Genomic DNA, 13,472 nt, shown 5'->3' with positions numbered 1-13,472 from the left:
GTTCCGGCGCTAGACCATGGATGCACCGTACTGACGCCGGGCTGTCCTTGCCATCATGTCGTGTTCACTGGCCGCTGCGCAGCCGTGACAGCAGCCTGTCCATGGCCCTGTAGCCGAGCGCCTCGATGAGATGCTCCTTCTCGATGGCGGGGCGCCCCGCCAGATCCGCTATGGTGCGCGACACCCGCAGGATGCGGTGCCAGGCCCGGATGCTGAGCCCCAGCCTCTGGATGGCGTTCTCCAGAAACTCGGCATTTTGCGGCGATAATCGGCAAATATCTTCGATTTCGCGACTATCCAGCAGATTGTTGAGCTTGCCGTTGCGGCTCAGCATGCGCTCCCGCGCGCCCAGCACCCGCTCACGGATCTGCCGGCTCGACTCCCCTCGCTCCGCCTTGCCGGTCAAGCTCCCCTTGGGCAGCAGCGGCACCTCCACCGTCAGATCGAAGCGATCGAGAAAGGGGCCCGAGAGCTTGCCGAGGTAGCGCAGTATCTGATCCGGGCTGGAGCGGGTCTGGCCGTCCCCGTAGTGGCCGCAGGGGCTGGGGTTCATGGCGCCCACCAGCTGGAAGCGGGCGGGGAAGTCCACCTGGCGGGCGGCCCGACTGATGGTGATGTGGCCGGTCTCCAGCGGTTCTCGCAGGGAGTCGAGCACCTTGCGCTCAAATTCGGGGAGCTCGTCGAGAAACAGCACCCCGTTGTGGGCCAGGGAGATTTCCCCTGGCCTCGGGTGGCTGCCGCCCCCCACCAGGGCCACAGCTGAGGCGCTGTGGTGGGGCGTGCGATAGGGCCTGTGATGCCAGTGACCGGCGCGGGGGGTGAGGCCGCCGATGGAGTGGATGGCGGCGGTCTGCTGCGCCTCCTGTTCGCTCAGCGGCGGCAGAATGCCGGGCAAGCGGCTCGCCAGCATGCTCTTGCCGGTGCCGGGCGGGCCGATGAACAGCAGGTTGTGGCTGCCGGCGGCGGCGATCTCCAGCGCCCGCTTGGCCTGGGACTGGCCGATCACATCCTGCAGATCCGGCACGTCGGGCAGGGTGTCCGTGGTCTGGGGCTCCGGCAGGGGCAGCTCGTACTGGCCCGCCAGCCAGGCGGTGACGGCCAGCAGCTGGTGGGCGGTACGCACTTCGGCGTCCTGAATGAGGGAAGCCTCGGGGCCGTTCTCCCGAGGTACCAGCAGGGTACGCCCGGCGTCGCGGCAGGCGAGCACGGCGGGCAGCACGCCGAGCACGGGGCGGATCTCGCCGGTCAGGGCCAGCTCCCCTAAAAATTCGTGATCGAGCAGGTATTTTGCAGGTATCTGCTTGGAAGCGGCGAGAATGCCGATGGCGATGGCCAGATCGAAACGGCCCCCCTCCTTGGGCAGATCGGCGGGGGCCAGGTTGACTGTGATGTGCTTGGAGGGGAACTCGAAGTTGCCGTTGAGCAGGGCGCTGCGCACCCTGTCCCGGGACTCTTTCACCGAGGTTTCCGGCAGGCCCACCATGTTGAAGGCGGGCAGTCCGTTGGATAAATGGACTTCCACCGTGACTTGCGGCGCCGCGATCCCCAGGCTGGCACGGCTATAAACCACAGCTAATGACATAAATCCCGTCCTTGGTTTGATGTATGTGCTGGTTAACCGTTTTTTATTAGCTTTTTGTTCCAGAGAGCAGCTTGCAGATCAGTCAAAATCAGAGTCTTGTCAGGTAAAAAATGCTTGCCCAATAAAAATCACCGTGCTAGTTCTAATAGCCATTCGCGGTGCAAACCGCCCCCATTTCACAGGATTTCCGGTTGTAACTATGAACATGGCCTCCCGTTTCGTCAGCATTATTGTGGTCCTAGTGGTGATTATTATCTCACCGCTCGGGGCTCGTTTAGCTGCACGGAACAAGGGATAGACCCACCACCGGACAGAACGAAACAAGCGACCCCCGAGCCTCACGGCCCGGGGGTTTTTTTTCGACCAAAGGACAGGATTTCCACATGAACGGCGCGCAGTTTTTGGTACAGGCTCTCAAGAAACAGGGTGTGACCCAGGTGTTTGGTTACCCGGGCGGGGCCATCATGCCGGTCTATGACGCCCTGTATGACGGTGGACTGGCCCATCAGCTCTGCCGTCACGAGCAGGGGGCTGCCATGGCCGCCGTGGGTTATGCCCGCGCTTCCGGCCAGGTGGGGGTCTGCATCGCCACCTCGGGCCCGGGGGCCACCAACCTGGTGACCGGCCTGGCGGAGGCGCTGCTCGATTCCGTGCCCCTGGTCGCCATCAGCGGTCAGGTCGCCTGTGCCGCCGTCGGTACCGATGCGTTTCAGGAGGTCGATGTACTCGGTATGTCTCTCTCCTGCACCAAGCACTCCTTCATGGTGACGGATGCCGCCGATCTGGGCCGGGTGCTGGCGGAAGCCTTCGCCATCGCTACCGAAGGGCGTCCGGGGCCTGTGCTTATCGACTTTCCCAAGGATGTGCAGCTCGCCGCCGTGCCAACCCAGAGCCCGCTGTTTGCGGTGGAGGAGCCCGAGCCCCTCAATCCGGCCGAGCTGACCCTGGCCCGCACCCTGCTGGCCGCCGCCGAGCGCCCCGTGCTCTACGTCGGCGGCGGTGTGGGCATGGCCAATGCGGAGCAGCAGCTGCGGGACTTTGCCGCCGCCACCGGCATGCCGGCGGTCACCACCCTCAAGGGGATAGGTGCGCTCAATCCCGACAGCCCCGTCTACCTCGGCATGCTTGGCATGCACGGCACCAAGGCCGCCAACTATGCGGTGCAGCAGTGCGATCTGCTGGTGGTGGTGGGTGCCCGTTTCGATGATCGGGTGACCGGCAAGCTGGAGGAGTTCGCTCCCGAGGCCAGGGTGATCCATCTGGACGTAGATGCCGCCGAGTTCGGCAAGCGCCGCGCCGCCGACGTGGGCATCACCACGGATCTCAAGCGGGTGTTGCCCGCCCTGGTCATGGCGCTGGCGATCGATCCCTGGCGTGAGCACTGCGCCGCCATGGCTCGCGAGTATGCCTTCCGCTACGACCACCCCGGCCAGCCCATCTATGCCCCGGCCCTGCTCAAGCAGCTCTCGGCACGGCTGCCGGACACCAGCGTGGTGGCCTGCGACGTGGGTCAGCACCAGATGTGGGTGGCCCAGCACATGCGCTTCACCAGCCCGCGCAATCACCTCTCCAGCGCCGGCCTTGGCACCATGGGCTTCGGCCTGCCCGCCGCCATCGGCGCCAAGATGTCGCGCCCGGATGACGAGGTGGTGCTGGTGAGCGGTGACGGCTCCTTCATGATGAACGTGCAGGAGCTCGGCACCATACGCCGCGCCCAGCTCAAGGTGAAGATGGTGCTGATCGACAATCAACGTCTCGGCATGGTGCGCCAGTGGCAGGAGCTGTTCTTCGACGGCCGCTACAGCGAGACCATACTCTCCGACAACCCGGATTTCATCGCCCTGGCCGCCGCGTTCGGCATCCCGGGCGAGACCATCACATGCAAGGAGCAGATAGCCGGTGCACTCGATCGCCTGCTGGCGAGCGAGAGCGCCTACCTGCTGCATGTGGCCATTTCAGAGGAAGAAAACGTCTGGCCCCTGGTTCCGCCGGGAGTCGCCAACCACAAGATGATGGAGCAACGCCCATGAAGCAGCACAGCTTTCACCAACCCGGATTTGCGCAGCACACACTGCATATCCACGCCCAGCCGAGACCCGAAGTGATGGAGCGGGTGCTGCGGGTGGTGCGTCACCGTGGCTTCGCCCTCTGCGCTCTGAATATGGAGCAGGATTGCCAACAGCTGCGGATCACGGTTACTGTCGAGTCGGAGCGTCCCATCCAGCAGTTGTGGAGCCAGCTGGTCAAGCTGGTGGATGTCTCCCGGGTCGATGCACTGGAACAGCAACCCCGGATCAGCGCTTAAGGAGCCAAGCCAATGTCACAGTCTTCCCAATCCGCCACTCACCCCCAATACATCTGGTTCAACGGCAAACTGGTGCCCTGGCAGGATGCTCAGGTGCACGTCATGAGCCACGCCCTGCACTACGGCTCCTCGGTGTTCGAGGGAGTACGCGCCTACGACACCCCCAGGGGGACCTGCATCTTCCGCCTGCAGGAGCACACCCGCCGCCTGTTCGACTCCGCCAAGATCTACTGGATGGACGTCCCCTACAGCGAGGCCGAGGTGAATGATGCCTGCCGCACCGTGGTGCGCGAGAACGGCCTGAAAAGCGGCTACCTGCGTCCGCTGGCCTTTGTCGGCAACGTGGGGCTGGGGCTGCACCCGCCGCTGGATGCCAAGGCCGACCTCATGGTCGCGGCCCTGCCCTGGGGTGCCTATCTGGGGGAGGAAGGGCTGAAGAACGGGGTGGATGTGTGCGTCACCTCCTGGAGCCGGCTCGCGCCCAACACCATACCCACAGGCGCCAAGGCCGGGGGCAACTATTTGTCGTCCCAGCTGATCAGTCGCGAGGCCAAGCGTAACGGCTTCGCCGAGGGGCTGGCGCTGGACGTGAACGGCTACCTGAGCGAAGGGGCCGGTGAGAACCTCTTCCTGGTGAAGAACGGTGTGCTGTTCACCCCGCCCGCCACCGCCGCCATCCTGCCCGGCATCACCCGCGACACCATAATGACGCTGGCTCGTGACTTGGGGTATGAAGTGCGCGAGCAGGCACTGCCCCGCGAAGCGCTCTACGTGGCGGACGAGATCTTCATGACGGGCACTGCCGCCGAGGTGACCCCGGTGCGCTCCGTCGATCGGATGCAGGTGGGCGCTGGCAGCCGTGGCCCCGTGACCGAGCAGTTGCAGAACGCCTTCTTCGGCCTGTTCAACGGCAAGACCGAGGACAAGTGGGGCTGGCTGACCCCAGTCAACGACTGATAAGAGAGGGGAGGCGTCACGCCTCCCCGAGTCGCTTCCGGTGAAGGCTCCCTGTGGCGCCTTCACCAGGATCGATTCCCGATCCGCGAATCACACATTCATGTTGAAAGACAATGCGCCCCAGGGGCATTCAGGGAGTAGAGACAATGCCGAAGTTGAGATCCGCCACCACCACCCACGGACGTAACATGGCCGGGGCCCGCGCCCTCTGGCGTGCCACCGGCATGACAGATCAGGATTTCGGCAAGCCCATCATTGCCGTGGTCAACTCCTTCACCCAGTTCGTGCCCGGTCACGTGCACCTCAAGGATCTGGGTCAGCTGGTGGCTCGGGAGATCGAGGCCGCTGGCGGCGTCGCCAAGGAGTTCAACACCATAGCGGTCGATGACGGCATCGCCATGGGCCACGGCGGCATGCTCTATTCCCTGCCGTCCCGGGAGCTGATCGCCGACTCGGTGGAGTACATGGTCAACGCCCACTGCGCCGACGCCATGGTCTGCATCTCCAACTGCGACAAGATCACCCCGGGGATGCTGATGGCCGCCCTGCGCATCAACATACCTGTGATCTTCGTCTCCGGCGGCCCCATGGAGGCGGGCAAGACCAAGCTCTCCGATCAGATCATCAAGCTGGATCTGGTGGACGCCATGATCCAGGGCGCCGACCCCAAGGTTTCCGATGCCCAGAGCGATCAGATAGAGCGCAGCGCCTGCCCCACCTGCGGCTCCTGCTCCGGCATGTTCACCGCCAACTCCATGAACTGTCTGACCGAGGCGCTCGGCCTCTCCCAGCCGGGCAACGGCTCCATGCTGGCGACCCACGCCGATCGGGAGCAGCTGTTCAAGCTGGCAGGTCAGCGCATCGTCGCTTTGGCCAATCGCTACTACCAGCAGGATGACGAGAGCGCCCTGCCGCGCAACATCGCCACCAAGGCGGCGTTCGAGAACGCCATGGCCCTGGACATCGCCATGGGTGGCTCCACCAATACGGTGCTGCACCTGCTGGCGGCGGCCCAGGAGGCCGGGGTGGACTTCACCATGGCCGACATCGACCGCATGTCCCGCAAGGTGCCTCAGCTGTGCAAGGTGGCACCATCCACCCAGAAGTACCACATGGAAGACGTGCACCGCGCTGGTGGTGTGGTCGCCATCCTGGGTCAGCTAGAAAGAGCCGGCCTGGTGCACGGCGATACCCGCAACGTGCTCGGCACCTCCCTGAGCGAGTTGCTGGAGGCCTATGACGTCAGCCGCTGTGACGACAAGGCGGTGCACGACTTCTACCGCGCCGGCCCGGCCGGTATTCGCACCACCAAGGCATTCAGCCAGAACTGCCGCTGGCCAGAGCTGGATCTGGACAGAGCAGAAGGCTGCATCCGCTCCCTGGACAACGCCTACAGCCTGGAAGGGGGGCTGGCGGTACTCTCCGGCAACCTGGCCCTCAACGGTGCCATCGTCAAGACCGCCGGGGTGGATGATGAGAACCTCTGCTTCCGCGGCCCGGCCCGGGTGTTCGAGAGCCAGGACACTGCTGTCGCCGGCATCCTGGACGGCACAGTGAAAGCGGGTGAAGTTGTGGTGATCCGCTACGAAGGCCCCAAGGGCGGCCCCGGCATGCAGGAGATGCTCTACCCCACCACCTATCTCAAGTCCATGGGCCTCGGCAAGGCGTGCGCCCTGATCACAGACGGTCGCTTCTCCGGCGGTACCTCCGGTCTCTCCATCGGCCACGTTTCCCCCGAGGCGGCGTCCGGCGGCACCATAGGGCTGGTGGAGGATGGGGACATCATCAACATCGACATTCCGGCCCGCAGCATGGTGCTGGAAGTGGCTGACAGCGTGCTGGCCGCTCGCCGCGCCGCCGTCGAGGCCCGTGGCTGGAAGCCGCTCAATCGCCAGCGTCAGGTCTCCTACGCCCTGCGTGCCTACGCCATGCTCGCCACCAGTGCCGACAAGGGCGCGGTGCGCGATTTAAGCAAGCTGGAGGAGTGATGATGAACGCGACGACAAATCATTTATGCAAAGTGCCCCTTGCCTCTGTCTATGCCGACAAGGGGTTGATGTGGCGCGACCTCAGCAAGCTGGAGGAGTAAGCCATGGTCTCTGCGGCGGATTATCTACGCAAGGTGCTGCTCTCACCCGTCTACGAGGCGGCGCGGGTGACGCCCTTGCAGACCCTTAAAAAATTATCCGAGCGACTCGGCAACCACGTGGCGCTCAAGCGGGAAGATCTGCAACCGGTGCACTCCTTCAAGCTGCGGGGTGCCTATCACAAGATCGCCACCCTGAGCGCCGAGCAGAAGTCCCATGGCGTGGTGGCGGCCTCGGCCGGCAACCATGCCCAGGGTGTTGCGCTGTCGGCGGCCAAGCTCGGCATCAAGGCGATCATAGTGATGCCCAAGACCACGCCGGACATCAAGATCGACGCGGTGCGACGGCTGGGCGGCAACGTCATGCTGTTTGGCAACAGCTTCGACGAGGCCTACGGCGAGAGCCGCCGCCTCGCCGAACTGGAGGGCTACACCCTGATCCCGCCGTTCGACGATGTCGAGGTGATCGCGGGTCAGGGCACCATCGGCAAGGAGCTGCTGGAGCAGGATACCCACCTCACCCACGTCTTCGTACCTGTGGGTGGCGGCGGTCTGGCCGCCGGGGTGGCGGTCTACATCAAGCAACTGCTGCCGGATGTGAAGGTGATCGGGGTGGAGGCCGAGGGGTCCGCCTGCCTCAAGGCCGCCATGGAGGCTGGTGAGCCGGTCAACCTGGAGCGGGTCTCCCTGTTTGCCGACGGGGTGGCGGTCAAGCGCATCGGCGAGGAGACCTTCCGCCTGTGCAACCAGTATTTGGACGAGGTGGTGACCGTCTCCAACGACCAGATCTGTGCGGCGCTGAAAGACATCTTCGACGACTGCCGCGCCATCGCCGAGCCCTCCGGTGCCCTGTCCCTGGCTGGCCTCAAGGCCTATAGCGAACGGGAGCAGGTGAAGGGGGGGCGGATGGCTGCCATCCTGTCCGGCGCCAACGTCAACTTCCACAGCCTTCGCTACGTGTCGGAGCGCTGCGAGATCGGCGAGAAGCGTGAGGGCATGCTGGCGGTGACCATACCCGAGCGCAAGGGGGCCTTCCTCGACTTCTGTCGCCAGCTTGGGCCGCGCATGGTGACCGAGTTCAACTACCGCTACGCGGATGCGGTGCAGGCCTCCCTGTTCGTCTCGGTACGCCTCACCGGCGGCGACGAGGAGCTGGGCCAGATCATCGACCAACTCGGTGGCAACGGTTACCCCGTGGTCAACATGACCGAGAGCGAGCTGGCCAAGAATCACGTGCGTTACATGATTGGCGGCCGTCCGGCGCGGCCGCTGGGTGAGCGGCTTTACAGCTTCAAGTTCCCGGAGCAGCCGGGTGCCCTGATGCGCTTCCTCGAGACCCTGGGCTGTCGCTGGAACATCAGCCTGTTCCACTACCGCAACCACGGCGCCGACTATGGGCGGGTGCTGTGCGCCTTCGAACTGCCGGACGAAGACGTGGCCGCCTTCCACGACTATCTGCACGAGATTGGCTACGGCTGGAAAGAGGTGAGCGACGATCCCGCCTATCGCCTGTTCCTGGCGAGTGGTGATGAACGGATGAAATGATTCAAAGAGGGAAGTGTCAACTTCCCTCTTTGATATTTTCACGAGAGCATTTTTTCAGATGTGCGTCGACTTGGTAGGCTGAATAATTTTATAGAGGCGATGACTATTAGTGCCCCCATAATAGTTGTCGTCGTAATTTCAGTATCGAAAATAATGAAGTCAAAAAACATAGTTAATATTGGCACCAGATAGAAGAGGACGCTGACCTTGCTCGCCGAGTTTCTCTGGATCATATAGAACAACAATAATACAGCCCCGGTAGAAACGACCACTATCATCCATGACAAGGAAAAGACGAAGTTTGGGCTCCAATTCACATGCCATCCAATGATGAGAGAAGTGGCCACGAAGACGATGGAGGCACAACCATTCTGAAGCATGCCTGACTCCAATGGCGTCATGGGGATCGTCTTCTGGAAGAGAGAGCCTATGCTGATCGCCATTACCGAGAGGATCGCGAAGCTAACCCCCAAGGGAGTAACCTGACTGACATCCTTGGCACCAAAGATTGCAAGTCCCAAGCCTGAGAAGCCGATAAGAAGAATCAGTAGTTTATAGGGTGATGTTTTATCACCACCGAACAAGATAGTCATAATGGGTTGCAAGCCCAGGACAATGGAGACCAGGCCCGGCGAGAGTTCATAACGAATAGACAAGAAATAGAAGGCCTGATAGAAGACTTGCAAGAGGAGACCTGTCACCACCACTCTGGCAAGTATGCTTGGGGTTAATTTTGTTTTGCTGTTTATTTTAAAACAGAGGTAGATCACTCCCATCAGTAGAAATGCACCTGTTGCCCTAAGGGTTAAAAAGGACCACACCGATGCGTTTTCCAATCCCATCTTGACGAAGATGGCACCACTGCTCCACATCAATAAAAATAAGATAGGAGCCAACCGTTCAAGATAGTTCATGCTGTACCATAGACCTGTCATCGATTCATGTTGAAATACGGCTTCATCACTGGATTAGTCATATTTACTCTGCTGTTTTTGGTGCGCACGAAGCACAGCGAAGCCATTATAAATTTATGGGTAAATATTTTTTATAGGCGAATTCCATCAAAAGTCCTTCATCGAAATGTGCTGCTGCTGACAGCATTGTTAATATTTCGATGTTATCCAATTGATCTTTGGGGGTCAAACGGATTTGATTGTGACTGGACAGAGGCAATACAACCATGAGCGAAGGACGAGACTGCACTCGGCGAATGGGTTCTATTCCCTTGAATATCAGGAAAAAGACTGCCCGGGTCTCAGAATGCAAGCGAGCTCACACTCCCGAGAGTTTTGTCATTTGAGGCTAGTGACAGATGGGATAATCTGAGTATGGGGCTTGGGTTCGGGGCCCCGTCAGGGAAGAGAGGCGCATCCGCGTCATAACAATTCATTGCAGGGGCTCATCCATGAACAGATCTATGCTCGCCGTCCTGATCGGCGCGTTGATGGCAACGGGGACGGTGCAGGCCGCCGCCCAGGACAATACCTGGTATGTCGGTGGCAAGGCTGGCTGGTCCAATTTTTACGGGGTGGATTACGACGATCAGGTCAAGGAGCTGCTCGATGCCTTTGATCCTGGCCAGGACCACAGCGATCTCGGTCTGGGGGCATTCGCCGGCTATCAGGTAAACCGCAACGTGGCCGTCGAGCTCGGCTATGACTGGCTCGGCAAGTATCAGGTCGATCAGCGCTTCAGCAGTAACGGGGTCGAGGCAGGACTGGATGGGGAGGCCAAGGCCCAGATGATCCAGGCCACCATGAAGATCGGCTTCCCGGCGACCGAGGCCCTGGATATCTACGGTCGGCTGGGGGGCGCCTATGCCTGGACCGACAGCTCCATCAGTGCCTGGGCCAACGATGGCACCAGCAACCTCTCGGCATCGGGCGGGGGCAAGTATCACGGTGCCGCCTTTGTGGGGGCATTGGGCATCGAATATGCCATCGACAAGGATTGGGCTGCCCGCCTCGAATACCAGTACACCACGCCGCTCGGCAAGGACTCGCTGGATGAATCCGGCATAGAGCTGGACAACGGCCTGCTGTCTGTCGGCATGCTCTACCGCTTCGGCCAGATCGGCGACGAACCTGTGGTGCCCACACCGGCCCCCGAGCCCGCCCCGGCCCCTGTGCTGGTGGAGAAACAGTTCAGTCTGGATTCGGATGTGCTGTTCGAATTCAACAAGGCGACGCTGAAGCCCGAGGCCAGCCAGGCACTGGATAACCTGTTTGCCCAGATTCTGGCCGCCAATCCGAAGGATGGGGTGGCGACCGTGATCGGCCACACCGACCGCATCGGCTCCGATGCGTACAACCAGTCCCTGTCCGAGCAGCGTGCCCGCAGCGTGGCGGACTATCTCATCGCCAAGGGACTGTTTGCCGACAAGGTGCGCGCCGAGGGGCGTGGTGAATCTTCCCCGGTGACGGGGGGCAGTTGCCCGGATGGTGCCAAGGCGCAGATGATCGCCTGTCTGGCGCCGGATCGCCGGGTCGAGGTGCGGCTGACCGGGGTCTCCCAGGCCGCCGAATAAGCCGGAACAGTCATGGGATAAACACAACGAGGGGGCCTTGGCCCCCTCGTTGTGTTCTGGCTCCCCCTGATCCCCAACCCTTCTCCCGCGAGGGTGAAGGGGGAAAAACCCTAGGCTTGATTCGCCACAAGGTGGCGTAATCAGACGCGCGATAAGAAAAACGCGGCTGGTGAGGGAGACGGTTTAATTCAACTCCGTGGGGTCGATGTCCAGGCTCCAGCGCACCTTTTTGCTCTCCGACCAGCCGTCCAGCTCCTTCACCGCCCAATCCAGCAGTTGTGCCAGGGGGGCCCGGTTCGGGCCCTGCACCAGCAGCTGCATGCGAAACTTCCCCGCCTTGCGCTCCATGAAACCGCTGATGGGCCCCAGCACCTGGACCTGGGGATAACGGGCGCTGCGCAGTGTCTCGGCGAGGCGGGTGAGGAACAGCTGCACCTCGTCCCGGCCGTTGGCCTCGGCCCGGAACAGCCCCTGGTAGCTGAATGGCGGCAGCCCCAGCAGGCGGCGCTCCTTGAGCGCGGTGTCGGCGAAGTGGCCGTAACCGTTCTGGGTCAGATCCTGCAGCAGGGCGTGCTCGGGGTGATGGCTCTGCAGCACCACCAGCCCGGGCTTGCTGGCGCGCCCGGCGCGCCCCGCCACCTGGGTGTAGAGCTGGGCCAGCTTCTCGGCGGCGCGAAAATCGGCGGAAAACAGGGCGCCATCCACATCCAGCAGGCCTACCAGGGTGACATCCGGGAAGTGGTGCCCCTTGGCCAGCATCTGGGTGCCGATCAGGATCTTGTACTTGCCCGCCTTGATGTCGCCGAGATGGGTCTCCAGCTCCCCCTTGCGGCGGGTGTTATCCCGATCGATGCGCACCACAGGGTATTGGGGGAATACCGTGGTGAGCAGCTGCTCCAGCTGCTCGGTACCCACACCGGAGCCGATCAGCTCGTTGCTGCCACACTCGGGGCAGTGATGGGGCAGCGGGCGCACGCTGTCGCAGTGGTGGCAGTGCAGCCGTCGCCCGGCCTGATGCCAGGTGTACCAGGCATCGCAGCGCTCGCAGGCAGCGCTCCAGCCGCATTGGTGGCAGATGAGGGCGGGTGCATAGCCACGGCGGTTGAGAAACAGCATCACCTGATTGCCGGCTGCCAGGTGCTCTGCCATCAGCTGCTCCAGCTGGGGGGAGAGCCCGGCCTGCAGCCGCGCGCTCTTGATGTCGAGGATTACCTGACGGGCGGTCTGGGCGTTGCCGGCGCGCCGCGTCAGGCTGAGGTGGTGATACTTGCCAGTTCTGGCATTGTGCAGCGTCTCCAGCGAGGGGGTGGCCGAGCCAAGCAGTATGGGAATGCCGGCGCGATGGGCCCGCATCACCGCGAGATCCCGGGCGTGGTAGCGAAAACCGTCCTGTTGCTTGAAGGAGCCGTCGTGTTCCTCATCGATGATGATGATGCCGAGGTTCTTGAATGGGGTGAACACCGCGGAGCGGGTGCCGATCAGGATGGCGGCTCCGCCGTCGCGGCAGGCGAGCCAGGCATCGAGCCGCTCCCTGTCGTTCATGGCGGAGTTCATCGCCACCACGGGCACCTTGAAGCGGCGCCGGAAGCGGTTGATGGTCTGCGGGGTGAGGCCGATCTCCGGCACCATCACCAGGGCCTGCCTGCCCGCCTTGAGCAATGGCTCGAGGATGCTCAGGTAAACCTCGGTCTTGCCGGAGCCTGTGATGCCGTCCAGCAGGAAGGCACCGAACTTGTCGCTCTGGCTGGTGACGGCGGCCACCGCCAGCGCCTGCTCGCCGTTGAGGCGCAACCCCTCGCCAGCGTCAAAATGGGTTGCCCAGTCGCCGTCATGGCTCGGCTCCAGGCTGCGCTTCTCCAGCAGTCCCTTCTTCTCCAGGGCGGTGAGTGCGGCGCTCTGGATCTCCTCCTGTTTGAGCGCAGACGGCGTCTGGGGCCCCTTGCGCAGCAGGGCGAGTGCCTGCTGCTGCTTGGCCGCCCGCTTGAGCTCGTTGAGATCGATAGCCATCCCGGCTTCTGTTACAAACCAGAACTCCAGCTCACGGTAGGCGGCGGGCTCTCCCTTGCGCACCAGCACCGGCAGGGCGTGGGGCAGCACTTCACCCAGCGGATGCTGGTAGTAGCTGGCACTCCAGGCCATCAGCGCCAGGATATCCGGCCCCAGCACGGGGGAGCTATCAAGCACTCGCTTGATGGGCTTGAGCTTGTTGCGGGGCACCTGACTCTCGGTCGGGTGATCCACCACCAGGCCGACCAGGGTCTGGGGACCGAACGGGATCTCTACCCGGCAACCGGGGGCAGGCAAGGGCAAAGGGGAGAGATAGTCGAAGTGCCGGCGCAACGGCACCGGGACAGCGACACGAACCAGATCAAGCGTTTGCGATGAATCCACCAAAAGGTTGCCTATTTTTTCTGCGAAGCCACTTGCCTGAACTCAGGCATTTCCTATATTATTCGCAGCCTTTGAAACT

Annotated in this window: 9 protein-coding genes; 6 read left to right on the top strand and 3 right to left on the bottom strand. The window is 62.4% G+C overall.

Annotated features, from left to right (window positions below; translation table 11 throughout):
• Positions 1 to 64: 64 nt before the first annotated feature.
• Positions 65 to 1,582, bottom strand: coding sequence for a YifB family Mg chelatase-like AAA ATPase (locus KW824_RS16635; protein ID WP_218410356.1), 1,518 nt, complete (start codon positions 1,580 to 1,582; stop codon positions 65 to 67).
• Positions 1,583 to 1,965: 383 nt separating this feature from the next.
• Here KW824_RS16635 and ilvG point away from each other — a divergent pair, with 383 nt between their 5' ends.
• The 5 genes from ilvG (at position 1,966) to ilvA (ending at position 8,475) form a co-directional block, all read left to right on the top strand.
• Positions 1,966 to 3,612 (top strand): acetolactate synthase 2 catalytic subunit, encoded by a 1,647-nt coding sequence (ilvG, locus tag KW824_RS16630; RefSeq protein WP_218410355.1) that lies wholly within the window; start codon positions 1,966 to 1,968, stop codon positions 3,610 to 3,612.
• Positions 3,609 to 3,887, top strand: coding sequence for an acetolactate synthase 2 small subunit (gene ilvM, locus KW824_RS16625; protein ID WP_043128746.1), 279 nt, complete (start codon positions 3,609 to 3,611; stop codon positions 3,885 to 3,887). The genes ilvG and ilvM overlap by 4 nt, the downstream gene beginning before the upstream one ends.
• Positions 3,888 to 3,899: 12 nt before the next feature.
• Entirely contained in the window at positions 3,900 to 4,844 is a 945-nt protein-coding gene (locus tag KW824_RS16620; protein WP_218410354.1) for a branched-chain amino acid transaminase, read from the top strand.
• 146 nt (positions 4,845 to 4,990) lie between these two features.
• On the top strand, positions 4,991 to 6,832 hold the full coding sequence (gene ilvD / locus KW824_RS16615) for a dihydroxy-acid dehydratase (RefSeq protein ID WP_042649842.1): 1,842 nt from the start codon (positions 4,991 to 4,993) through the stop codon (positions 6,830 to 6,832).
• Between the two features lie 104 nt (positions 6,833 to 6,936).
• Positions 6,937 to 8,475, top strand: a complete 1,539-nt coding sequence (gene ilvA, locus KW824_RS16610) for a threonine ammonia-lyase, biosynthetic (RefSeq protein WP_218410353.1) — start codon at positions 6,937 to 6,939, stop codon at positions 8,473 to 8,475.
• 38 nt (positions 8,476 to 8,513) lie between these two features.
• Here the strand turns inward: ilvA and KW824_RS16605 are convergent, their stop codons facing one another.
• Positions 8,514 to 9,389 (bottom strand): DMT family transporter, encoded by an 876-nt coding sequence (locus tag KW824_RS16605; RefSeq protein ID WP_218410352.1) that lies wholly within the window; start codon positions 9,387 to 9,389, stop codon positions 8,514 to 8,516.
• A 491-nt stretch (positions 9,390 to 9,880) separates the two neighbouring features.
• Here KW824_RS16605 and ompA point away from each other — a divergent pair, with 491 nt between their 5' ends.
• Positions 9,881 to 11,002, top strand: a complete 1,122-nt coding sequence (gene ompA / locus KW824_RS16600; RefSeq protein WP_041206594.1) for a porin OmpA — start codon at positions 9,881 to 9,883, stop codon at positions 11,000 to 11,002.
• A 183-nt stretch (positions 11,003 to 11,185) separates the two neighbouring features.
• Here ompA and priA read toward each other — a convergent pair whose 3' ends face one another.
• On the bottom strand, positions 11,186 to 13,393 hold the full coding sequence (gene priA, locus KW824_RS16595; RefSeq protein ID WP_218410351.1) for a primosomal protein N': 2,208 nt from the start codon (positions 13,391 to 13,393) through the stop codon (positions 11,186 to 11,188).
• Between the last annotated feature and the right edge of the window lie 79 nt (positions 13,394 to 13,472).

It is taken from the genome of Aeromonas sp. sif0611 (genome assembly GCF_019218845.1).
GTDB lineage: Bacteria > Pseudomonadota > Gammaproteobacteria > Enterobacterales > Aeromonadaceae > Aeromonas > Aeromonas media.
This window is presented reverse-complemented; position numbering and strand designations above follow the sequence as displayed.

Excerpts from the sequence above, each read along its gene's own strand:
- ilvA (WP_218410353.1), top strand. The coding sequence starts at position 6,937 with ATGGTCTCTGCGGCGGATTATCTACGCAAGGTGCTGCTCTCACCCGTC.
- KW824_RS16620 (WP_218410354.1), top strand. The coding sequence starts at position 3,900 with ATGTCACAGTCTTCCCAATCCGCCACTCACCCCCAATACATCTGGTTC.
- ilvM (WP_043128746.1), top strand. The coding sequence starts at position 3,609 with ATGAAGCAGCACAGCTTTCACCAACCCGGATTTGCGCAGCACACACTG.
- ilvG (WP_218410355.1), top strand. The coding sequence starts at position 1,966 with ATGAACGGCGCGCAGTTTTTGGTACAGGCTCTCAAGAAACAGGGTGTG.
- ompA (WP_041206594.1), top strand. The coding sequence starts at position 9,881 with ATGAACAGATCTATGCTCGCCGTCCTGATCGGCGCGTTGATGGCAACG.
- KW824_RS16605 (WP_218410352.1), bottom strand. The coding sequence starts at position 9,389 with ATGAACTATCTTGAACGGTTGGCTCCTATCTTATTTTTATTGATGTGG.
- ilvD (WP_042649842.1), top strand. The coding sequence starts at position 4,991 with ATGCCGAAGTTGAGATCCGCCACCACCACCCACGGACGTAACATGGCC.
- KW824_RS16635 (WP_218410356.1), bottom strand. The coding sequence starts at position 1,582 with ATGTCATTAGCTGTGGTTTATAGCCGTGCCAGCCTGGGGATCGCGGCG.